This window comes from Komagataeibacter sucrofermentans DSM 15973, assembly GCF_040581405.1.
Taxonomy (GTDB): Bacteria; Pseudomonadota; Alphaproteobacteria; order Acetobacterales; family Acetobacteraceae; genus Komagataeibacter; species Komagataeibacter sucrofermentans.
Genome location: NZ_CP137157.1, coordinates 1,266,908 through 1,288,031, shown reverse-complemented (window position 1 = coordinate 1,288,031; position 21,124 = coordinate 1,266,908). Strand labels below are relative to the sequence as shown.

The following is a 21,124-nucleotide window of genomic DNA, read 5'->3' as shown; positions in this document are numbered from 1 at the left end:
CAAGAAGGTAGGTCGTCCCTATCCGATTGGCCGCGCCATCGCTAGGGGGAAAGATGAATTCGTGCCCTCAGCCCGCGCACGGCACGAGCAGATCGCGCACGTGCGGCAGGAGGCCAGCGTCACCGAGTGCAAGCACCGTGCCATCGCCATTGGCGCGCAGGGGCTGGCCTGCCCAGTCGGTCATACGGCCGCCAGCGCCTTCCACCACCGGCACGAGGGCGGCCCAGTCCCATATCTTCATGGTGCATTCGGCAATGATGTCGATCTGCCCCAGCGCCAGCAGGCCGTAAGCGTAGCAGTCGCCACCCCAGCTTGTGCGCAGGGCCGCTGCCGCCAGCGCGTCAAAGCCGGGACGGTGCGGGGCATCAAGGATTTCAGGCGCCGTGCAGGAGAGTTCGGCCTGCCCCACGTCAGCGCAGGCCCGCGTGCGCGGTGCGCCGGGCAGGGCGGAGACGAAGCGCGTCGCCTCGCCCCGCAGGCCGATCCAGCGCTCGCCCGTGACCGGCTGGTCGATGATGCCAAGCAGCGGCACATCATTGTGCAGCAGCGCGATGAGCGTGCCAAAAGTGGGCCGACCGGTCAGGAAGGCGCGGGTGCCATCAATCGGGTCGATGACCCAGCGATAGGGACTTTCCCCCCCTTCAAGGCCGAATTCCTCGCCCATGATGCCAAAACCGGGCAGGCGCTCGGACAGGACCGCCCGAATCGCGCGCTCCGCCGTGCGGTCGGCGATGGTGACGGGGCTGGCATCGGCCTTGTCATGCGCCATGACCCCACGGCGGAAGAAGGGCAGCACCACGCTGCGGGCCACATCGGCGGCGGCAAGGGCGGCTTCAAGCACCGCATCACGCGGGAAACCGGCGGGCAGGGCGCTCATCATGGGGTCTCCGGCCTGAGCGAGCGCAGATAGGCGATCACGTCCGCGCGGTCGGTTTCCGAGGCAATGCCGGGAAAGGACATCTTGGTGCCCGATGCGTAATCGGCAGGGCCCTTGAGCCAGGTTGAAAGGGTGGCGTTGGTCCAGGTCTCGTCCTTGTGCGCCTTGAGCGCATCCGAGAAGTCATAGCCGGGAATATCACCCACATGCGTGCCGAACACGCCAAACAGGTCAGGCCCGATGATGGAGGGGCCATCTGGCGCCATGCTGTGGCACATGGCGCACTGCCTGTCGGCCAGGGCATGGCCCTTTTCCACGCTGGCCTTCGCCACCAGATCATCAATGGAGGCGCCCGGCGCGGGGGCTGCCGGATGCGGTATGGCCACGCCAGCCTTCGCGGGCAGGGGTTCGGGCACGGCCGTATGGGCAATACCCCAGCTTGCGCCTACCACCCCCACGGCAATGAGGCAGGCAACCCCGATCTGGTTAAGGCGTGTACTGTCCATGAAGTCGGGCGTCCTTCCCACGGTTGCATGTAAACCGCTCCTTACCTAGACTGCCGCGCGCCCGGTGTGAAGCATGCACCGGCGGCAGGCGGCCCGTGCCGCCGCGACAGATTACGGATGGCCCAGACCCAGACCCCATGAACCCTATTGTCCTGATTCCGGCCCGGATGGCCTCGACCCGTCTGCCGGGCAAACCGCTTGCCGATATCGCGGGCCGCCCCATGATCGTGCATGTGCTCGAGCGCGCGCAGGCAGCAGGCATCGGCCCGGTTGCCGTTGCCACCGCCGACCGCGCCATTGCCGATGTAGTGGCCCACGCGGGTGGCACCGCCATCCTGACAAATCCGGATCTGCCCTCCGGCTCGGATCGCATCTGGCAGGCACTCGGCTCGCTTGACCCGACCGGCAGGCATGACACCATCATCAACCTGCAGGGCGACCTGCCGGGCATCGACCCTGACTGCCTGCGCGCGGTGCTGCGCCCGCTGGCCGATAGCGCGGTGGATATTGCAACCCTTGTTGCGCCCGTGTGCGACGAGACGGAGGCGAAAGCGGCCTCGGTGGTGAAGGTGGCCTGTGCCTTTGGCAGCGATGCGCCTCAGGCCGTGACGCGCGCGCTGTATTTTTCGCGTATGCCCATACCGTGGGGATACGGTCCGCTATGGCACCATGTCGGACTGTACGCCTATCGCCGCGCGGCGCTCGCCCGTTTTGTCAGCCTGCCCGAGAGCGGGCTGGAACAGCGTGAAAAACTTGAACAACTCCGCGCGCTTGAGGCTGGCATGACCATTGGCTGCACCCGCATCTCCACGGCACCCTTCGGGGTCGATACCCCCGCCGATCTTGAACGCGCGCGCCAGATGCTAGGAGCAGTTGCATGAGCGGGGAACACATCATCGCCTTCCAGGGTCGGCCCGGCGCCTATTCCGACCTTGCCTGCCGCATGGCACGGCCGGGCTGGACCACGCTGCCGTGCCAGACCTTTGCCCAGACCATTGCCGTCGTGCATGACGGGCAGGCCGAACTGGCCATGCTGGCCTGCGAGAACAGCCTTGCGGGCCGCGTGCCCGATATTCATGCCCTGCTGCCACAGGCGGGGCTGTTCATCGTGGGCGAGCATTTCCAGCGCGTGGAGCATTGCCTGCTGGGCATTCCCGGCACCAAACTGGGCGATGTAAAGCGCCTGCACACCCACCCGGTTGCCATGGCGCAGGTGCGCGGCGTGATAACCGAACTGGGGCTGGAGCCGGTGGTGGAATTCGATACCGCCGGCGCCGCCGAGATGGTGCGCGCATGGGGCCGCAGGGAAGACGTGGCCGTGGCATCCGAACTGGCAGCCGAACTCAACGGGCTTGAAATCCTGCGCCGCAACGTGGAGGACGCTACCCACAACACCACGCGCTTCTACATCGCATCGCGCAAGCCAGCCACGTTGCCGCCACCGGGCCCCGATTTCATGACCACGCTGCTGTTCAGGGTCAATAACCAGCCCGGCGCGCTGTACAAGGCGCTCGGCGGCCTGGCCACGACGGGTGTGAACCTGACCCGGCTGGAAAGCTACATGCTGGAAGGCTCGTTCTCGGCCACGCAGTTCCTGATGGATGTGGAGGGCCACCCCGAAGCGCCCCCGCTGCTCGAGGCGCTGCGCGAGCTTTCATTCTTTTCGGAACGCCAGGAAATTCTGGGCGTCTATCCTGCATCTCCCTTCCGGCGGGGGGCGTAAGGGGCAGGGCAGGCGGGCATATTTTGCCCCCCGTGCCGCATTGCCTGTATGATACCATGCCTGCCCGCGCCGGGGCAGAGCACATGAAAACGATGGTGCCGGGCCTACCGGCGCACGCATAGCCAAGACACAGGATCCAGGTGGAAACAACCATGTTCAAGGGTTCCATGACCGCCCTTATTACCCCCATGAATACGGATGGGTCGCTTGACCTGCCTTCCATGGGCCGCTTCATCGACTGGCAGATCCAGCAGGGCACATCCGCACTGATACCGGTCGGCACCACGGGCGAAAGCCCGACACTCACGCATGATGAACATGCCAAAGTCGTTGAATTCACCATAAAATCCGCTGGCGGCCGCGTGCCGGTCATTGCCGGAGCCGGCTCAAACAGCACGGCAGAGGCAGTGGGCATGGCCCAGCAGGCGCAAAAGGCCGGAGCCTCGGCGGTGCTGGTGGTCACGCCCTATTACAACAAGCCCACGCAGGAAGGGGTGTACCGCCACTTCATGGCCGTGGCCGATGCGATCAGCATTCCCGTCATCCTGTACAATATTCCGGGCCGTTCGATCATCGACATCTCGGTCGAGACCATGGCCCGACTGGCCCTGCATCCCAACATCATCGGGGTCAAGGATTCCACGGGCGACCTGCTGCGCCCTCTGCTCGTGCGCCGCGCGGTGAAAAAGCCGTTCAACCAGATCTCGGGCGAGGACGGCACCGCGGTCTCGTTCCTCGCTGCTGGTGGCGATGGCTGCATCAGCGTGACTGCCAATGTCGCCCCCGCGCTGTGCGCGCAGGTGCAGCAGAGCTGGAATGATGGCAACGTGATGGATGCGATGGAACTGCAGGACCGGCTGCTGCCGCTGCATGATTCCCTGTTCTGTGAAAGCAATCCCGTGCCGGTCAAGTTCGCCGCAAGCGTATTGGGGCTGATGGGCGAGACCTGCCGCCTGCCTCTGGCCCCGCTGGCCGATGCCAGCCGGGCAAAGGTGAAGGCTGCGCTCGACGCCGTCGGGCTGCTGGACTGAACCATGGCACCCAAAAACAAAGGCAGCGGCATGATCTCGACCGGGATCGCCGCGCAGAACCGCAAGGGCCGCTTCAACTACTCCATCCTTGAAACGGTGGAAGCGGGGCTGGTGCTCAAGGGGCCGGAAGTCAAAAGCCTGCGCATGGGGCGCGCTACCATCAACGAGGCTTATGCCGGTGAGCGCAATGGGGAGTTGTGGCTGATCAACAGCTACATCCCCGAATATCAGGGTGGCGTGCTGTCACGCTTCGAGCCGCGTGCCCCGCGCAAGCTGCTCCTGCACAAGAAGCAGGTGGACAAGCTGCTTGGCGAGACCGCTCGTAACGGCGTGACCCTGGTGCCGCTGGATATTCACTTCAACAGCCGTGGCCTTGCCAAGCTGACGCTGGGTGTGGGCGAGGGCCGAAAGAAAGAAGACAAGCGCCACGCCATAGCCGATCGCGACTGGGCCCGCGACAAGGCCCGCCTGCTGCGCAACAAGGGACGTGAAGACTAAAAAACGGATTGATGGAAACTCAGAATTTTTTGGTGAGGCTGTTTAGATTCTACGCAGGGTGAGGGGGCAAAGTAGCCCCCATTTGCAGCCAATTCCCGTCGCGAGGATTAAACATACCTCATATGACGCCCAACAAAAAACAGGGCCATCCCGTAAGGAATGGCCCTGTTTTTTTATCAATTCACCCAACCACGCCAGCCAGAAGCTGACGTGGGGCAGGGGAACATATTCAGTCGACCGACAGGGCGGCTGCTTCGGGGCCTTTCTGGCCTTCAACAACCTGCACGTTTGCCGTCTGGCCTTCCGTCAGGCCGGACAGGCCTGAACGCTCAAGGGCGGAAGCGTGGACAAAGATGTCCTTGCCGCCGTTCTCGGGCGTGATGAAGCCGAAGCCCTTGGTGGCGTTGTACCACTTGACCGTGCCGCGCATGTCCTGCGCGTGCGACAGGTCAGGGGCGGGGCGACCCGAGCGCGAGAAGCCTGCGCGCGCGCCCGGAGCCGCGCCGAAGCCTGCGCTGCGGGGGCGCTCGGGCTGTGCCGTGCTTTCATCAACGGAAAGGACGCCGGCGACCTGGCGGCCCTTGGGGCCCTGACCGATCTGCACAACCAGCGTGGTGCCCGGCGAAACCGTGGCATGCCCGGTGGGGTTCAGGGCATTGGCGTGCAGGAACACGTCACCCGAACCATCGGACAGCTCAACGAAGCCGAAGCCCTTTTCGCTATTGAACCACTTTACAGTGGCGCTGATCTCCGGCCCGGATGCGACGATCTGGGGACCACCACCTCCACCACCAAAGGAGCGGCGCGGCGGCGGGGCGCCGCGATCACCAAATGAAGGCGACGACATGAAATCATCGTCAAACCCGCCGCGGCGCGGGGAGCGGGAGCTGCGGTCGGTCCTGTTACTTCTCAACGGTCGTAATCCCGAGGTCTAGGTGGCGGATGTTCCGTTGTGGAACACCACCGAATGAAAGCACGTTTGCAGGATGGAGGCTGGCCTGTCTGACCTTGGGCCGGGGTTTAGGCGGCGTGCGGCTCAGGAAAACTTTTTCCATCCTACGGTGACCCTAGCATAAATCGCATCGGCATCAACAACACCAAAGCATATTCCCGCCTTTGGTTGCCACACGAATTTTCATCCTGACCTGTTTGTGAGGGACAGGAATGCAAAAAGAGGGGAACGCAAAGATATAAATTAAATGCACAATTCCACTTGATTTCTAGACGCAGTCGCACATTATCGAGGTGGATCAATGATGCATTTGCCCCCTTGCCGAGATAAGAAAAAACGCCATGCCCGATACACCACCCCCCCGGCGCGGTCGGGGCCGACCGCCCAAGACCGCCCGCGCACCCGAGGGCACACGCGCCATGCTGGTCCGCGCAGGCGTTGATTTATTGACAGAAAAAGGCTTTTCGGCGACCTGCGTGGATGATGTCCTGCACGCTACCGGCATCTCGAAGGGGTCGTTCTATTACTGCTTCAGCAGCAAGGAAGATTTCGGTCAGGTCCTGATCGAGGACTATGCCCGGTCTTTCAACGCCAGGCTGGACCTGTGGCTGCAGGAGCCAGATACGCCCGCGCTGCAGCGCCTGCTCAATTTCGTGCATGATGCGCGCGCCAGCATGCAGCATCATGGTTTCCGCCGGGGCTGCCTGATCGGCAACCTCGGGCAGGAAATCGACATGCTGCCCGATTCGTTTCACGGACTCCTGCTCACGATCATGACCGGGTGGGAAAAGCGCGTGAATGCCTGCCTGCTCGCAAGCTTCGGCACGCGGGCCACCACCGGGCAGAAGCGTACCTGCATGCAGCTCGCGCGCTATTTCTGGATCGGGTGGGAAGGGGCGGTGCTGCGCTCACGCATGGAGCATGCGCCCGAGCCGCTGGACCTGTTCACCACGTTCTACATGGCGCAGGCGGCAACAGCGCTGGGGGTCAAGCCACCTGCATGCCAGCCGCCCGCTACCCCGCGCGTATCGCCCGCACAGCCTGCGCCCGCGCAAACAGCTCAAGCAGCAAACTGACCGCCTGCCTGCGCCCGCGCAGGGCGGGGGGTACCCTGTCGGGGGGGGTATCGACCAGCCTGCGGGCGTCCTGCGCGGCAAGCCTGAGCAGCATGTCAACATGAAGCGGGCTGGCCAGCCGCAGGTCGGGCAGGCCGGACTGGCGCCTGCCGGTCAGGTCGCCACCGCCACGCAGGCGAAAATCCTCATCAGCGATCAGAAATCCGTCTTCCGTTTCGCGCAGTAGCGCCAGCCTGCGCCGCGCGGTCTGGCCGAGCGCGCTGTCATGCAGCAGAAGACAGTAGGATTCCGCCTGCCCACGCCCTACGCGCCCGCGCAGCTGGTGCAGTTGCGCCAGGCCAAACCGCTCGGCATGTTCGATCACCATCACAGTCGCATCGGGAATATCCACGCCCACCTCGATCACGGTGGTGGCGACAAGGATGCGCGTACGCCCGGCGGCGAAATCGGCAATGGCCTGCTCGCGTAGCGCAATATCCTGCTGCCCGTGCGCCAGCCCCACGGCATCAATGCCAAAATGGGCGGCAAGGGCATGGTGCCGGGCCTCGGCTGCGGCAATGTCAACGGTTTCGCTCTCGCTCACCAGCGGGCAGACCCAGAAGATCCGCGCGCCCCGCGCAAGGGCGCGTTCAAGACCCGCCAGCAGGTCTTCCATGGCCGAGAGCGCATGCAGGGAGGTGCGCACCGGCTTGCGGCCTGCGGGTTTTACATCCAGCCGACTGACCAGCATGTCGCCCCACTGGGTCAGCAGCAGGGAGCGGGGAATGGGGGTGGCGGTCATGACCAGTACATCGGTCTGGTGGCCTTTCTCGCCCAGCATGGCGCGCTGCTCCACGCCAAAACGGTGCTGCTCGTCAATAACGGCCAGCGCAAGATCCTGAAACACCACGCTTTCCTGAAACAGGGCATGCGTGCCGATCACCAGCCGGGCCGTGCCATCGGCAATGCTGGCCAGCGCCTCGCGCCGGGCCTTGCCCTTTACGCTGCCGCTGAGAAACGCCACCGGCACGGGCGAGAGTTTTTGGAATGTGGCCAGATGCTGGCGGGCCAGAATCTCGGTCGGCGCCATAAGGGCTGCCTGGTGGCCTGCCTCAACCGCGCCCAGCATGGCCAGCAGCGCCACGAGCGTCTTGCCCGCCCCCACATCACCCTGCAGCAGGCGCGTCATCTGGCGGGGGGCGGCAAGGTCGGCATCAATTTCCGACAGCGTGCGGGTCTGGGCCGTGGTGGGTTCATGGCCAAAGCGCGACAGCGCCACCGTGCGCAGGCTGCCATCACCCACAATGCTACGCCCCGGCCGCAGGCGGTTGAGCCTGCGCGCCTGCGCCATGGCAACCTGCTGGGCCAGCAGGTCATCGCACGCAAGCCGTGCCCGGGCGCGTTCGGATGCCCCGATCAGCGCCTCGCCCTCCATCAGGTCAGGAAAGTCAGATGGGCGGTGGAGCGTGCGCAGCGCCTGCTCGAAGCCGGGCCATCTGCGTTGCGCCAGCACGCTGGCATCCTGCCATTCCGGCAGGGCGGGAAACACATCAAACGCGGCCCGGATGGCGCTGCGCACCTGGCTGGGAAACAGCCCCGCCGTAAGCGGCCAGACCGGGTCAAGCAGCGGAATTTCAGCCAGCCGCGCCTGCGGCACCAGATAATCGGGGTGCGCCATGCTCAGCCGCTCCCCAAAACGCTCCAGCGTGCCCGATACGGCGATGTCCTGCCCGGCCTCAAGCCTGCGCACTTGATGGGGAGAGAAGAACACCAGTTCCGCCTCTGCCGTGCCGTCGCTCACCACCACGCGCCACGGCCGCCTGCCGCGCCCGCCGCCGGGGGCGGGCGGCACCACGCGCACAATCGTGACCAGCAGCGTGCACACCCGCCCGGTTTCCGCCTCGCGCAGGGCAGGGCGGTAACGCCGGTCCACCACCGATTCCGGCAGGTGGAACAGCAGGTCGATCACTCGCCCGCCCCCAGCCACCCGCGCCAGCAGCTTTGCGGTTGCCGGTTTCATGCCCTTCAGGCTTTCAATCCCCGCAAGCAGCGGGGCAAGAAGGGAATTGGCGGGCGGGGTAGGGGTATCGGACACGCGGCGGTTCATCCTGCGGGGTGGCATGCTTGTCATGCGGGCTGACATATGCCCGCATGAGGGCTATAGGACACCTGCGTTACGGAACAAAACACAACCATACAGGGGTGGAACGCAATGGAAGCCAGAACGCCTGATCTCTCCCGCCTCGATACGCGGCGGCGCAAGATCTATTACCGCGCCACGCATCGCGGCACGCATGAAACCGACGTGCTGATCGGTGGGTTCGTCGCCCCCCGCCTCGAGGGCATGACCGAAGCCGAGCTTGACGCGCTCGAAGCCGTGATGGACCTGCCCGATGCCGATCTGGCCGACTGGCTGAGCGGCCGCCGCCCGGTGCCGCCCGAACTCAATACGCCCATGATGCGCGAAATCATGGCTGATGCCACCGATCCCGCCCGTCTTGCCGCGATCCGGGGCGGAAAATGAACGATACGGCAGGTTTCTCGCTCGCACCCGGCGCCCCCGTTCCCGTATGGGGCGTGCCGGATGGGTATGACGCCTTTCTGCTCGCTCGCCGTCTGGGCGAGAACGAAGGCCCCGTGCTGCATGTGTGCCGTGATGATGCCTCCATGGCGCGCATTGCAGACCAGTTGGCCTTTGTCGCGCCCAAAGCGGAAATACTCCGCTTTCCGGGCTGGGACTGCCTGCCGTATGACCGTGTCTCCCCAAACCCCGCCATCATTGCGGAGCGGGTCGCAACCCTGACCCGCCTGCTGGAAAAAGCCGCCGCGCCGCGCATCGTGCTGACCACGGTGATGGGCGCCATCCAGCGCGTGGCCCCGCGCGCAGCCTTTGCGGGGCAGTCGATCACCATCAGAACCGGCGAAAGCCTTGATGCGCCATTCCTGATGGAACTGCTCATCGCCCACGGCTACAACCGCACCGACACGGTGATGGAGCAGGGCGAATTCGCCACGCGTGGCGGCATTTTTGATATTTTCCCCGCAGGCGATGCCGAACCCGTGCGGCTTGACCTGTTTGGCGATGAGGTGGAGAACATCCGCCGCTTCGACCCCGGCACCCAGCGCTCGACGGCAAAGATCGATAGCCTGACCATGCGCCCGGTGGCCGATTTCAGCCTTGATCCTGCCTCCATCTCGCGCTTTCGCACCGGCTGGCGCGACCTGTTTGGCCCCGCTGCCGCCAATGACCCGCTCTACCAGCACATATCGGATGGCAGGCGGCACGCGGGCATGGAGCACTGGCTGCCCCTGTTCCATGAACATATGGAAACGCTGGTGGACTACCTGCCCGGTGTCACCATCTCGCTCGCCAACCAGGCCGAGGAGGTGCTGGCCACAAGGCTGGAAATGATCGCCGATCATTACGACGCCCGCAAACAGCCCACGCGGGAAGGCGAGGTGCCATACCGCCCGCTACCACCGCACCTGATGTATCTCGACCGCAAGGGCTGGGATGCAATGATTGCAGGCAGGAAGGCCGTGGTGTTCATGCCCTTCGCCCAGCCCGATGGCGCGCCGGGCATGGATGCGGGCGGCAGGCCGGGCCAGATGTTCGCCAAAACCGTGACCGAAGGGCGCGAGAACGTCTTCCCCATGCTGCATGCACGCGTTGAGGAATGGGCGCAGACCAGCAGGCGCGCCTATGTCACGGCCTGGACGCGCGGCTCGTGCGAGCGCATTGGCGTGCTGCTGCGCGAATACCGCCTGCCGGTGCAGACCTTTGCCACATGGAAAGAGGCGCAGAAGCTCAAGCCGGGCACGGTGGGGCTGCTCACGCTGGGGCTGGAGCGCGGGTTTGTTGCCGACAATTTCGCCTTCATCTCCGAGCAGGATCTGCTCGGCGAGCGGATCTCGCGCCCGCCCCGGCGGCGCAAGAAGGCGGACCAGTTCATCTCCGAAGCCTCCGAGATCGCGGAAGGCGACCTGATCGTGCATCAGGATTACGGCATCGGGCGTTACGACGGGCTTGAGACCATCGGGGTCGGCACCGCGCCGCATGACTGCCTGCGCCTGATCTATGATGGCAACGAAAAGCTGTTCCTGCCGGTCGAGAACATCGAACTGCTCAGCCGCTTCGGCTCCGATCAGGCGCATGTGGCGCTCGACAAGCTTGGTGGCGTGTCGTGGCAGTCGCGCAAGGCGAAGATGAAGCAGCGCATCCGCGACATGGCGGGCGAACTCATCCGCACCGCTGCCGCGCGCGCCCTGCGTGAAGCGCCGGCACTCACGCCCGAAGAAGGGCTGTGGGATGAATTCTGCGCCCGCTTCCCCTTCATCGAGACCGAGGACCAGTCCCGCGCCATCGCCGATGTGCTCGACGACATGGCCTCAGGCAAGCCGATGGACCGGCTGGTATGTGGCGACGTGGGCTTTGGCAAGACCGAGGTGGCCCTGCGTGCCGCCTTTGTCGCCGCCATGTCGGGCGCGCAGGTGGCGGTGGTGGTGCCGACCACGCTGCTGGCCCGCCAGCATTACCGCACATTCTCGGCCCGCTTTGCCGGGCTGCCGGTCAATGTGGCGCAGCTTTCGCGCATGGTCACGGGCAAGGAAGCCACTGCCGTGCGCAAGGGCCTGACCGATGGCACGGTCAATATCGTGATCGGCACCCATGCGCTGCTGGCCAAGACCGTAAAGTTCGCTGACCTCGGCCTGCTGATCGTGGATGAAGAGCAGCATTTTGGCGTGGCCCACAAGGAAAAGCTCAAGGCCCTGCGCGAGGACGTGCATGTGCTCACGCTCTCGGCCACGCCGCTGCCACGCACGCTGCAACTGGCCCTGACCGGCGTGCGCGAGATGAGCCTTATCGCAACGCCACCCACCGACCGGCTGGCGGTGCGCACCTTCATCATGCCGTTCGACAGCGTGGTGATCCGCGAGGCGATCCAGCGCGAGCGCTTCCGGGGCGGGCAGGTGTTCTGCGTTGTGCCCCGCATCGAGGATCTCGACCGCATGGCCGCCCGCCTGCACGAGATCGTGCCCGACGCCAGGCTGGTGCAGGCCCATGGCCGCCTGACGCCAACCGAGCTGGAACGGGTGATGACCGAGTTCAGCGATGGCAAATATGACATCCTGCTCTCCACCAACATCGTGGAAAGCGGGCTGGACATGCCTGCGGTCAACACGCTCATCATCCACCGCGCCGACATGTTTGGTCTTGGCCAGCTCTACCAGCTGCGCGGGCGCGTGGGTCGTGGCAAGCAGCGTGGCTATGCCTACCTGACCTGGCCACAGACACATGTGCTCTCGGCCGCAGCGCAGAAGCGGCTGGAAGTCATGCAGACACTCGATACGCTGGGCGCGGGCTTCACGCTGGCGTCGCACGATCTTGACCTGCGCGGGGCGGGCAACCTGCTCGGTGATGAGCAGTCGGGTCATATCCGCGAAGTGGGCATCGAGCTGTACCAGCAGATGCTCGAAGATGCCGTGGCCGACCTGCGCACCGAAAAGGGGCGGCGCAAGCTGCAGGACCGTGACTGGACACCCAACATCATCCTTGGCCTGCCGGTGCTCATACCTGACAGCTACGTGACCGACCTGCCGGTGCGCCTTGGCCTGTACCGCCGCATCGCGGCACTGGCCAATGATGCCGAAGTCGAGGCGATGGAAGCCGAACTGGTCGACCGCTTTGGCACCCTGCCCGATGAGGTGCGCAACCTGCTTGAAGTGGTGACACTCAAGCGCCTGTGCCGCGAGGCCGGGGTGGAACGGCTTGAAGCAGGCCCCAAGGGCATGGTCATCCAGTTCCGGGGCAATACCTTCGCCAACCCGGCGGGGCTGGTGGCATGGATTGCCAGGCAGAAGGACGCCAATGTGCGCCTGCGCCCCGACCACAAGCTGGCCATCATACGCGAGATGACCAACGCACAGCGCATCACGCAGGCCCGCAAGGTGCTCGGCGCGCTGGTCAAGATGGTGCATGAGGAGACGGCCTTTTCGGCCTGAGCGCGGGTATAGAACCAACACACGCACAGAAAGCGTCCGGGCCGCCTTTAAGGCAGGGTGGCCCCCGGAAGCTTCTTTCAATCAGTGCTGGTGGCGTCCCTTCACAAAAAAACCTGACAGGCCAATGCAGCCTGCCAGGTTCCTGATCCATTTTTAAGCGGGTTGGGATTATTGCTGGTATTTATGAATATAAATCACACCATGAAGCCCGTCAGCGAATGGGCAGCGGGATGTGGTTTACGGTCATGACACCTCCCTCCCAGTTGACATCCCACCCCGTGCCGCCCGTGGCCGATTTGTGCCCGAACAGCTTGGCCAGCACCAAAGCAGCACTTGCACGGGTCTGGCCCGCGTTACGCATGGTCTCGATCACGGCATCCAGATTCTGCACCTGAATATGGCCATTGGCGGATGACGCATCGGTATTGCCCGTCAGGCTGGCATCACCATTGCCGGTAATCTGCATGGCGCCGCGCTGGGCGGTGAGCGATGAGACATGCAGCGGCACCATCACAGCCTCTGTCGGGTGGCCGGCAATGGCTGCGGCGAGCGGCACGAGCGACGCGCTGGGCACCGAGGCATTGGCTGTGGCCTGCTGGGGCAGGGCGTTGACCAGAAGCGTGTTGTGCGAACCGGCTATGCCGAGGCCCTGCGTATCAAGCGTAAGGGTGGCGGGGGCGGTGTCGCCTTTGGCGCCGACAAGGTGCAGATGCGCGCGGTGGAAGGAGAGCTTCGTCTCCCCGCTGCTCAGCAGCCCGTCCTGCCAGATCAGGTCATAGCTGCGGCCCGCGCGCAGACCGTCCATGATGGGGGTTGCGGCGGACATGAAATACCCCTCCGCGCACCCCTGCGAGTGGTGGCCGGTAAGCGTGGCCAGCAGCACGAGCGAGGCCACGTCCTCCATATCCCGCAAGGCCAGCGGCCCCAGCCCCGTGCCGCTGGCGGCGATATCGCCCGCGTGAAAGGTCTGGTGCACATTCCCCGCCAGGGCCAGGTTGTAGTTATGGCCCGCAAGCGCATTGTCGCCATGCGGCTGGCTACTGGCAAGCTGTGCGCTGGCGCAGGTATCGGGCAGGGCGGTAGCCTGCGCCGAGCCCATGCACGACAGGGCGGCGAAAACCGTGGTGATGAATATTTTCTTCATTTGCAGTACAAGGTGGCGTGAATGGGCTGCGGATGCAATCCGGTATAATCTCCGCATCATTTCCATAGCATCAGGCTCTCCCCTTCACCATGCTCCGCAGACTTGATTCGTTTCTGATATGCCTGCTGGCCACCGTTGCCATGGCCAGCGTGCTTCCCTGCCGGGGGGAAGGGGTGCGGGTGTTCAATATCCTCGCCATCATCATGATCGCGAACATGTTTTTCCTTCAGGGCGCGCGCCTGTCTCGCCGCGCGGTAGTAGAGGGGGTGACCGGGTGGCGCATCCATCTTGCCATCCTGCTCTGCACGTTCGTCATGTTCCCGCTGCTGGGCGTGGGCCTGCATGCAGCCTTTCCGCGCCTGCTTGATGCCCCGATGTGGACCGGCATGCTGTTCCTGTGCTGCCTGCCCTCTACCGTGCAGTCCTCCATCGCGTTCACCTCGATTGCGCGCGGCAACGTGGCGGCGGCCATCTGCTCGGCAACACTGTCCAACATACTGGGCATTTTCATAACGCCCGTGCTGGTGGGCATCGTGTTCAGCCGCCATGCCAGCGGGGGCGGCGGCGGGATCATGCCCATCGTGGGGCAACTGCTTGTGCCGTTCATTGCGGGCCAGGTCCTTCAGCCGTGGATCGGGGGCTGGGCGCACCGGCACAAGAAACTGCTTTCCTTCTCCGATCGGGGGTCGATCCTCGTGGTGGTCTATACCGCCTTCAGCGAAGCCGTGACGCAGGGGCTGTGGCACCGCCTGCCAGCAACCCAGCTTGGCCGCGTGGCATTGGCCGATGCGGGGCTGCTGGCGCTTGTGCTGGGGCTGACACTGCTTGTGGGGCGCATGGGCGGCTTTGCGCGGGCGGACCGGATTGCCATCGTGTTCTGTGGCTCCAAGAAGTCGCTGGCCTCGGGCGTGCCGATTGCCAGCGTGCTGTTTGCACCCACCGATGTGGGGCTGATCGTGCTGCCGCTCATGATCTACCACCAGATCCAGCTTTTTGCCTGCGCCGCACTGGCGCGGCGCTTTGGCGCGGAGAAGGCGGATTGACCCCATCTTCCCCCTCGCGCATGGCGGCATGGCCCGGTATGTAGGCAGGCCAATAATGCCCGCCGGGCATGACAACCGCACGAAATGGTGGAGAGAGATGACAGGACTGGACCCGGATAACTGGGATGCGCTGCGGGCCTTGGGCCACCAGATGGTCGATGACATGATGGACCGCCTGTCCACCCTGCGCGAGCGCCCGGTGTGGCAGCCCATGCCAACCGCCCTGCGCGAGCAGTTGCGCACCGGCCTGCCGCACGCGCCCACCCCGCCGGAAGAGCTGTACGCCCGCTTTCGCGAACTGGTCGAACCCTATTCCACCGGCAACGTGCACCCCGGCTTCATGGGCTGGGTGCATGGCGGCGGCACGGCGGTGGGCATGCTGTCGGAACTGCTGGTGGGCGGGCTGAACGCCAATTGCGGCGGCCGCGACCATGCGCCCATCGAGGTCGAGCGCGAGGTGATCCGCTGGGCTGCCGAGATGTGCGGCTTCCCGGCCGAGACAACAGGGCTGCTGGTGACCGGCTCCTCCATGGCCAACATGATTGCTGTCATCACCGCCAGCCGCGCCGTGCCCGATGGGCTGAAGATGCGGGCCGCGGGCGTGGGCAGCCGCAAACTGGTGGGCTATGCCGCCGCCACCGCGCATGGCTGCATTGCGCGCGCATTTGACCTGACCGGGCTGGGCACGGACAGCCTGCGCGTGATCCCGGTTGATGAACACAACCGCATGGTGCTGCCTGCACTCGAGCAGGCCATCGCGCGCGACCGGGCGGCAGGGCTTGAACCGTTTATCGTGATCGGCACGGCTGGCACGGTAGATACCGGTGCGATTGATGATCTGAACACGCTGGCCGACATCGCCGCGCGTGAGAACATCTGGTTCCATGTCGATGGTGCCTTTGGCGCGCTCGCCATGCTGTCCGACACGCTGCGCCCCGGGCTGCGCGGGCTGGAACGGGCCGATAGCGTGGCGTTTGATTTCCATAAATGGGCGCAGGTACAGTACGATGCAGGCTGTATCCTTGTCCGCCGCCCTGGCGCGCAGGTCGATGCCTTTGCCCAGTCCCGCGCCTATCTTGCGCGCGAGGACCGGGGCCTTGCCACCAACGGCCCGTGGTACTGCGACCTTGGCCCCGACCTGTCACGCGGGTTCCGGGCGCTGAAAGTGTGGATGACGCTAGGCACCTATGGCGCGGATGGCATGGGCGACATGATTGCCAACTGCTGCGCCATTGCCCGCCACCTTGCCGCCCGCGTGGAGGCCAACCCCCGGCTGGAACTGCTGGCCCCCGTGACCCTGAACATCGTGTGCTTCCGCATCATCGCGCCCGTGGAGGACCTGGACCACTTCAATGCCGAGGTGGTGAAAGACCTGCATGAAAGCGGGATCGCGGCCCCCTCGACCACCATCATCAACGGGCACAAGGCCGTGCGGGCAGCCATCGTCAACCACCGCACCACCAATGCAGATGTTGACCGCATGCTCGACGCCCTGCTCGAACTGGCCGACCGCAGGCTGGTCGCAGGCTGAAAAAAAAGCCCCGCGCCGGTTACATGGCGCGGGGCAGGGGAGCCGGAAACCTTCAGCTTCTCCGGCGCGCACCCCGTGCTGTTTCCTCACCAAACAGTTCGGACAGCTTCTTCATCATCGTGCCGCCAAGTTCCTCGGGGTCGGTAATGGTTACGGCGCGACGGTAATAGCGCGTCACGTCATGGCCAATGCCGATGGCCAGCAATTCGGTGCTGGTGCGCGTCTCAATATGGGCAATGACCTCGCGCAGGTGGTTCTCGAGGTAGGAGCCGGGATTGGCGGACAGCGTGCTGTCATCCACCGGCGCACCATCGGAAATCACCATCAGGATGCGCCTGCCTTCCGGGCGGCTGGCAAGGCGGCGCTGGGCCCAGAGCAGGGCTTCACCGTCGATGTTTTCCTTGAGCAGCCCCTCGCGCAGCATCAGGCCAAGGTTGCGCCGCGCGCGCCGCCACGGCATATCGGCCGCCTTGTAGATGATATGGCGCAGGTCATTCAGCCGCCCCGGATTTTCAGGCTTGTGCGCCTGAACCCATGCCTCGCGGCTGCGGCCACCTTTCCACGCACGGGTGGTGAAGCCGAGCACTTCAACCTTCACCGCGCAACGCTCGAGCGTGCGGGCCAGAATATCACCGCACATGGCCGCCACCGAGATGGGGCGACCGCGCATGGAACCCGAGTTATCGATCAGGAGCGTGACCACCGTATCGCGGAAATCCATATCACGCTCGCGCTTGTAGGACAGCGAGAGCATGGGATTGACCACGATGCGCGAAAGCCGCCCGGCATCGAGCATGCCTTCCTCAAGGTCGAACTCCCACGCGCGGGTCTGCTGTGCCATGAGCTTGCGCTGCAGGCGATTGGCCAGCTTGGAAACCACGCCCTGCATGCTGACAAGCTGCTGGTCGAGCGTCTGGCGCAGGCGGAACAGTTCCTCCGCATCGCACAGATCCTCGGCGGCTATTTCCTCGTCATAAACGGTGGTGAAGGCATGGTAGCCGCGCTGCGGTTCAGCCTCCTCCGCTTCACCCTCGGCAGGGCCACCGGCCTCTTCCGACCCGCTGGCCGAGCCACCCTGTTCGCCATCATCGGGTTCGTCATCGCTGGCACCCGTGCCCTGCGACATCTGCATGGGCTGGTTGCCGTCGTCCTCCTCCGGGCCATCTTCCTGGGCATCGGGGGTGGTGTCTTCAGCGGGTTCCTCATCATCGCTGCTGGCGGCCTCGGCATCGTTCGTACCGTCATCCGCCCCTTCCTCGGGCGTGGTTTCCTGCTGGAGCAGGTCGCACGCCATGAGCAGCCTGCGCGCGGCCTGGGCGAATTCCTGCTGGCTGTCCTGCCGTGCCGCCATCTCGTCAAGGGCGCGGCGGGCAGCAGGCGGCAGGTCATCGACCCAGCGCGCCATGAGGTCATGCATGGATTGCGGCACCGGATGGCCCGACATGCGCTCCCGCGCCAGCAGCCCCAAGGCGAAGGGGGTGGGCAGCTTGGTGTGACTGGGCAGGCGGTCAAGGCCCATATCAGCGCATTCCTGCGCCAGGCGGGCATCAAGGTTGGCGGCCACACCGGCCATGTGGCGCGCGCCAAGGCTTTCCACCCGGGCCTGCTCGAGCATGTCATATACTTCGCGCGCTTCACCCGCAGGGGGGCGGGCGCTTTCATGCAGCGGCGCGTTATGATGGCGCAGGCGCAGGGCGGCGGCATCGGCAGCGCCGCGCATGCGGGTCATTTCCGCCTCGGTCATGCGACGCGAGGGGTGGGGCAGGCGCACATGCGTACCGGTGACCGACACGCCGGACGGCACGGGACCATTGAGGAACGAGACCTCGGTCTGGGCCTGACCGCCCACGGCCCGCACGGCGCCAACCGTGGCGCGCTTGAAGCACTCGGCGGTGCGGGCTTCATCCTCGGCCTGCGGGTTGGGGGTCTTGTTCCGGTTCTCGCGCATGCGTGCCTGCCCTGTCATCAGCCCCGTGGCGCCAGCGGGCTGGCGTTAAAGCAGCGCTGGTAATACTCCGCCACCGTGGGGCGCTCCGCCTCATCGCACTTGTTGAGGAAGGTAACGCGGAAGGCGAAAGCAAGATCGTTGAAAATACGGAAGTTTTCTGCCCAGCTGATGACCGTGCGCGGCGACATGACCGTGGAAATGTCACCCGCGATGAAGCCCGAACGCGTGAGGTCGGCCAGCGCCACCATGCTTTCCACCCGCTTGCGGCCCGCTTCGTCCTTTTTGGGGTCGATGCCCATCTTGGCCAGCACAATGGCGGTTTCCTGCGCGTGGGGCAGGTAGTTGAGCGTGGTCACGATGTTCCAGCGGTCCATCTGGCCCTGGTTGATCTGCTGCGTGCCATGATACAGGCCCGTCGTATCGCCCAGGCCCACCGTGTTGGCCGTGGCGAACAGGCGGAAGAAGGGGTGCGGGCGGATCACGCGGTTCTGGTCAAGCAGCGTCAGGTGGCCTTCCACCTCAAGCACGCGCTGGATTACGAACATCACGTCGGGCCGGCCGGCATCATATTCATCAAACACCAGCGCGCAGGGGTGCTGCAGGCCCCACGGCGGCAGCCCCTCGCGGAATTCGGTGATCTGCTGGCCGTCCTTCAGCACGATCGCATCCTTGCCGATCAGGTCGATGCGCGAGATGTGGCTATCAAGGTTGATGCGCACGCTCGGCCAGTTGAGCCGGGCGGCGACCTGCTCGATATGCGATGACTTGCCGGTGCCATGATAGCCCTGCACCATGACGCGGCGGTTGAAGGCGAACCCCGCCAGGATGGCCAGCGTCGTATCGTGATCGAATTTGTACGACGGGTCGATATCAGGCACATGATCCGTGCGTACCGAGAAGGCGGGCACCTTCATGTCGCTGTCGATGCCGAACACATCGCGCGCGCTCACCTGCAGATCGGGCGCATTGACGGCCGAAATGGCGGGAAGTGGCGTGCCGTTGGCATCCACGGCGGCAGTTGTCAGGTCTGCTGGTTCGTTCATCTGCTTTATCTCGTCCGTCACTTCGTCTGTTAGGGCCCACCATGACAGCGCAGGGCGGCATATCGGGCTTTGAGTATAAACATATCTGTAACAGATCGGCCATATGATGGCGCGGCCCGTTTCAGGCGCGTCGGGCCACGCCCTCGTGCCCGGCGGTGGCCACCAGATGGGCGCGCACCGTGGTATAGGCGATATTGATGCCCTTGAAGCGCTCTTCGGCCTTGCGGTCGCCGCCATTCGCATCGGGGTGATGCTGGCGGGCGAGCAGCTTGTAGCGGGTCTTGAGTTCCTCCATCGACACGGGCCAGCCCAGGTCGAGCACGCCAAGCGGATAGCGCAGCGCAGGCGGAGCGTCGGCCCGGCGGTCCTCGTCTTGCTGGCGGCGGGTGCGGGTGCGCGCGCGCGCCTTGGCGGCCCCCTTGAGCAGGTCGAGCGGGTCGATCACGTCATCCTCGCTGAACGCGCGGGCAGCGCTGCCCTGGCCCAGCTTCCATGAAGGACGGTCCCATGAGGCATCGGCGCGGATATGCGCCTCGATCTGGCCGGGTGACATGCCGCGATAATAGTCCCACCGTGAATTGTATTCACGCACATGTTCAAGGCAGAACCAGAAATACTTGTTCAGCGCATCACGCGAGCGCGGAGCCCGGTAGCCTGCGGGCTGGTCGCAGCCATGCATGTCGCAGCAGCGGTCCGGCGCATCGGGATCGGGGTCAAAGGCGCGGTGCCGGGTGTTCCTTCTCTTCATCATTCCCGTTATGTGCGCCTGTCCATGCTTCGTGCAAGAGCGAAGCTGTGCAATGAATGATCCCGCTATCATGGAGCCGCCAATGGAACAGCACGCAACCGGCCGGGCCGGACGGATCGACCGCATCATACGCGAACACCTCGCCCCGGTGGAACTCGCCATCCACGATGACAGCGCCCGCCACGCCCACCACGTGCATGTGCGCGACAACGGCGTGCAGGCGGGGGAGAGTCACTATAACGTGCTGATCGTCAGCCCCGCCTTCGAGGGCGTGGGCCGCGTGCAGCGCTCGCGCCTGGTGCATAACCTGCTGGCGGATGAATTCGCAGGTGGCATGCACGCGCTCTCGCTCGTGCTGCGCACGCCAGAAGAGCAGGCGCGGATGGCCACGGCATGATGCCCGCCTTTCCCTTCGCCACGCGGCGGCTGATGATGGGCGGCCTGCTCACGCTGCTCGCCGCCTGCGCGGGCACGCCCGCCACCACATCGCCCAACCAGGCCGATGACATCGCGCGCGTCGAGACCTACCTCAACACCTCACGCGGGCTGCAGGCCAATTTCGTGCAGACATGGCCCGATGGCGGCAAGGGGCAGGGGGTCATGCATTATGATCCCGGCCGCCTGCGGCTGGATTATGCCACCCCGGGCTCAATGAAGCTGGTGGCGGCAAACGGGCGCCTGCTGTTTGTCGATCACCGGCGCGAATCGGTCACCCGCATGTCGCTTGGCCGCCAGCCGCTCGGCCTGCTGCTTGACCAGCCGGTGCACCTGTCTGGCCAGATTTCAGTCACGGCGGTTCAGCACGGGCAGAACAGCCTGCAGGTCTCGCTGGGGCGGCGCGATAGCGAATCGCAGGGCATCCTGACCCTCGGATTCGCGGATATCGGGGGCAAGCTGTCGCTGCTGGTCATTGAAATGACGGATGTGGAGCGCCAGCACATCCGCCTTGACCTGACCGATACCACCGTCAGCGGTCAGGCCTGGCCTGACACAATGTTTACCCTCAGCCCCAGCAATTGATC

Annotated in this window: 19 protein-coding genes; 11 read left to right on the top strand and 8 right to left on the bottom strand. The window is 64.9% G+C overall.

What is annotated here, in order from left to right; genetic code table 11:
• Positions 1-67 precede the first annotated feature (67 nt).
• Together R5N89_RS06200 and R5N89_RS06195 are read right to left on the bottom strand one after the other, a co-directional pair.
• A complete protein-coding gene (locus R5N89_RS06200) occupies positions 68-877 on the bottom strand; it encodes an inositol monophosphatase family protein (RefSeq protein ID WP_110568278.1) in 810 nt (269 codons plus the stop codon).
• Positions 877-1,383, bottom strand: a complete 507-nt coding sequence (locus R5N89_RS06195) for a cytochrome c family protein (RefSeq protein ID WP_110568277.1) — start codon at positions 1,381-1,383, stop codon at positions 877-879. The genes R5N89_RS06200 and R5N89_RS06195 overlap by 1 nt, the downstream gene beginning before the upstream one ends.
• Positions 1,384-1,520: 137 nt before the next feature.
• Here R5N89_RS06195 and R5N89_RS06190 point away from each other — a divergent pair, with 137 nt between their 5' ends.
• The 4 genes from R5N89_RS06190 to smpB all read left to right on the top strand — a co-directional run bounded on the left by R5N89_RS06190 (position 1,521) and on the right by smpB (position 4,635).
• Complete coding sequence (locus R5N89_RS06190) at positions 1,521-2,264, top strand: 3-deoxy-manno-octulosonate cytidylyltransferase (RefSeq protein ID WP_110568276.1); 744 nt, start codon at positions 1,521-1,523, stop codon at positions 2,262-2,264.
• Positions 2,261-3,106: a prephenate dehydratase gene (locus R5N89_RS06185; RefSeq protein WP_110568275.1), complete on the top strand. Its 846-nt coding sequence runs from the start codon at positions 2,261-2,263 to the stop codon at positions 3,104-3,106. Before R5N89_RS06190 ends, R5N89_RS06185 begins: the two co-directional genes overlap by 4 nt.
• A 152-nt stretch (positions 3,107-3,258) precedes the next feature.
• Complete coding sequence (gene dapA, locus R5N89_RS06180) at positions 3,259-4,137, top strand: 4-hydroxy-tetrahydrodipicolinate synthase (RefSeq protein WP_110568456.1); 879 nt, start codon at positions 3,259-3,261, stop codon at positions 4,135-4,137.
• A 3-nt stretch (positions 4,138-4,140) separates the two neighbouring features.
• Positions 4,141-4,635: an SsrA-binding protein SmpB gene (gene smpB, locus R5N89_RS06175; protein ID WP_110568273.1), complete on the top strand. Its 495-nt coding sequence runs from the start codon at positions 4,141-4,143 to the stop codon at positions 4,633-4,635.
• A gap of 229 nt (positions 4,636-4,864) precedes the next feature.
• Here the strand turns inward: smpB and R5N89_RS06170 are convergent, their stop codons facing one another.
• Entirely contained in the window at positions 4,865-5,548 is a 684-nt protein-coding gene (locus R5N89_RS06170; RefSeq protein ID WP_110568272.1) for a cold-shock protein, read from the bottom strand.
• Positions 5,549-5,928: 380 nt separating this feature from the next.
• Here R5N89_RS06170 and R5N89_RS06165 point away from each other — a divergent pair, with 380 nt between their 5' ends.
• The gene (locus R5N89_RS06165; protein WP_244192119.1) at positions 5,929-6,663 is read left to right on the top strand and encodes a TetR/AcrR family transcriptional regulator; all 735 of its coding nucleotides are present in this window, start codon (positions 5,929-5,931) and stop codon (positions 6,661-6,663) included.
• On the opposite strand, the gene recG is transcribed toward R5N89_RS06165, so the two are convergent.
• Positions 6,602-8,749 carry an ATP-dependent DNA helicase RecG gene (gene recG / locus R5N89_RS06160; protein ID WP_110568269.1) on the bottom strand — a complete coding sequence of 716 codons (2,148 nt, stop codon included), beginning with the start codon at positions 8,747-8,749 and terminating at the stop codon, positions 6,602-6,604. The two genes, R5N89_RS06165 and recG, sit on opposite strands and share 62 nt — an antisense overlap.
• Before the next feature lie 105 nt (positions 8,750-8,854).
• Here recG and R5N89_RS06155 point away from each other — a divergent pair, with 105 nt between their 5' ends.
• Positions 8,855-9,166, top strand: coding sequence for a succinate dehydrogenase assembly factor 2 (locus R5N89_RS06155; protein ID WP_110568268.1), 312 nt, complete (start codon positions 8,855-8,857; stop codon positions 9,164-9,166).
• Positions 9,163-12,645 carry a transcription-repair coupling factor gene (mfd, locus tag R5N89_RS06150; RefSeq protein ID WP_110568266.1) on the top strand — a complete coding sequence of 1,161 codons (3,483 nt, stop codon included), beginning with the start codon at positions 9,163-9,165 and terminating at the stop codon, positions 12,643-12,645. The genes R5N89_RS06155 and mfd overlap by 4 nt, the downstream gene beginning before the upstream one ends.
• Positions 12,646-12,856: 211 nt before the next feature.
• Here the strand turns inward: mfd and R5N89_RS06145 are convergent, their stop codons facing one another.
• Positions 12,857-13,849: a hypothetical protein gene (locus R5N89_RS06145; protein WP_244192118.1), complete on the bottom strand. Its 993-nt coding sequence runs from the start codon at positions 13,847-13,849 to the stop codon at positions 12,857-12,859.
• 29 nt (positions 13,850-13,878) lie between these two features.
• On the opposite strand from R5N89_RS06145, the gene R5N89_RS06140 reads away from it, so the two are divergent.
• On the top strand, positions 13,879-14,832 hold the full coding sequence (locus tag R5N89_RS06140; RefSeq protein WP_110568262.1) for a bile acid:sodium symporter family protein: 954 nt from the start codon (positions 13,879-13,881) through the stop codon (positions 14,830-14,832).
• Between the two features lie 97 nt (positions 14,833-14,929).
• A complete protein-coding gene (locus R5N89_RS06135; protein WP_110568260.1) occupies positions 14,930-16,363 on the top strand; it encodes a pyridoxal-dependent decarboxylase in 1,434 nt (477 codons plus the stop codon).
• A gap of 52 nt (positions 16,364-16,415) precedes the next feature.
• Here R5N89_RS06135 and R5N89_RS06130 read toward each other — a convergent pair whose 3' ends face one another.
• From R5N89_RS06130 to R5N89_RS06120, 3 genes are all read right to left on the bottom strand, one after another.
• The gene (locus tag R5N89_RS06130) at positions 16,416-18,311 is read right to left on the bottom strand and encodes a cobaltochelatase CobT-related protein (protein WP_110568454.1); all 1,896 of its coding nucleotides are present in this window, start codon (positions 18,309-18,311) and stop codon (positions 16,416-16,418) included.
• A gap of 17 nt (positions 18,312-18,328) precedes the next feature.
• Positions 18,329-19,354, bottom strand: coding sequence for a cobaltochelatase subunit CobS (gene cobS / locus R5N89_RS06125; RefSeq protein ID WP_354680706.1), 1,026 nt, complete (start codon positions 19,352-19,354; stop codon positions 18,329-18,331).
• A 121-nt stretch (positions 19,355-19,475) separates the two neighbouring features.
• Positions 19,476-20,105: a J domain-containing protein gene (locus R5N89_RS06120; RefSeq protein WP_110568256.1), complete on the bottom strand. Its 630-nt coding sequence runs from the start codon at positions 20,103-20,105 to the stop codon at positions 19,476-19,478.
• A 79-nt stretch (positions 20,106-20,184) separates the two neighbouring features.
• Between R5N89_RS06120 and R5N89_RS06115 the strand changes: the two genes are divergently transcribed.
• A complete protein-coding gene (locus R5N89_RS06115) occupies positions 20,185-20,499 on the top strand; it encodes a BolA family transcriptional regulator (protein ID WP_110568254.1) in 315 nt (104 codons plus the stop codon).
• The gene (locus R5N89_RS06110) at positions 20,496-21,122 is read left to right on the top strand and encodes an outer membrane lipoprotein carrier protein LolA (RefSeq protein WP_110568252.1); all 627 of its coding nucleotides are present in this window, start codon (positions 20,496-20,498) and stop codon (positions 21,120-21,122) included. Before R5N89_RS06115 ends, R5N89_RS06110 begins: the two co-directional genes overlap by 4 nt.
• Positions 21,123-21,124 lie beyond the last annotated feature (2 nt).

Bases quoted from the DNA above. Each gene is read 5' to 3' on its own strand.
- R5N89_RS06200 (WP_110568278.1), bottom strand. From the start codon at position 877: ATGAGCGCCCTGCCCGCCGGTTTCCCGCGTGATGCGGTGCTTGAAGCC.
- R5N89_RS06195 (WP_110568277.1), bottom strand. From the start codon at position 1,383: ATGGACAGTACACGCCTTAACCAGATCGGGGTTGCCTGCCTCATTGCC.
- R5N89_RS06190 (WP_110568276.1), top strand. From the start codon at position 1,521: ATGAACCCTATTGTCCTGATTCCGGCCCGGATGGCCTCGACCCGTCTG.
- R5N89_RS06185 (WP_110568275.1), top strand. From the start codon at position 2,261: ATGAGCGGGGAACACATCATCGCCTTCCAGGGTCGGCCCGGCGCCTAT.
- dapA (WP_110568456.1), top strand. From the start codon at position 3,259: ATGTTCAAGGGTTCCATGACCGCCCTTATTACCCCCATGAATACGGAT.
- smpB (WP_110568273.1), top strand. From the start codon at position 4,141: ATGGCACCCAAAAACAAAGGCAGCGGCATGATCTCGACCGGGATCGCC.
- R5N89_RS06165 (WP_244192119.1), top strand. From the start codon at position 5,929: ATGCCCGATACACCACCCCCCCGGCGCGGTCGGGGCCGACCGCCCAAG.
- recG (WP_110568269.1), bottom strand. From the start codon at position 8,749: ATGAACCGCCGCGTGTCCGATACCCCTACCCCGCCCGCCAATTCCCTT.
- R5N89_RS06155 (WP_110568268.1), top strand. From the start codon at position 8,855: ATGGAAGCCAGAACGCCTGATCTCTCCCGCCTCGATACGCGGCGGCGC.
- mfd (WP_110568266.1), top strand. From the start codon at position 9,163: ATGAACGATACGGCAGGTTTCTCGCTCGCACCCGGCGCCCCCGTTCCC.
- R5N89_RS06145 (WP_244192118.1), bottom strand. From the start codon at position 13,849: ATGATGCGGAGATTATACCGGATTGCATCCGCAGCCCATTCACGCCAC.
- R5N89_RS06140 (WP_110568262.1), top strand. From the start codon at position 13,879: ATGCTCCGCAGACTTGATTCGTTTCTGATATGCCTGCTGGCCACCGTT.
- R5N89_RS06135 (WP_110568260.1), top strand. From the start codon at position 14,930: ATGACAGGACTGGACCCGGATAACTGGGATGCGCTGCGGGCCTTGGGC.
- R5N89_RS06130 (WP_110568454.1), bottom strand. From the start codon at position 18,311: ATGCGCGAGAACCGGAACAAGACCCCCAACCCGCAGGCCGAGGATGAA.
- cobS (WP_354680706.1), bottom strand. From the start codon at position 19,354: ATGAACGAACCAGCAGACCTGACAACTGCCGCCGTGGATGCCAACGGC.
- R5N89_RS06120 (WP_110568256.1), bottom strand. From the start codon at position 20,105: ATGATGAAGAGAAGGAACACCCGGCACCGCGCCTTTGACCCCGATCCC.
- R5N89_RS06115 (WP_110568254.1), top strand. From the start codon at position 20,185: ATGGAACAGCACGCAACCGGCCGGGCCGGACGGATCGACCGCATCATA.
- R5N89_RS06110 (WP_110568252.1), top strand. From the start codon at position 20,496: ATGATGCCCGCCTTTCCCTTCGCCACGCGGCGGCTGATGATGGGCGGC.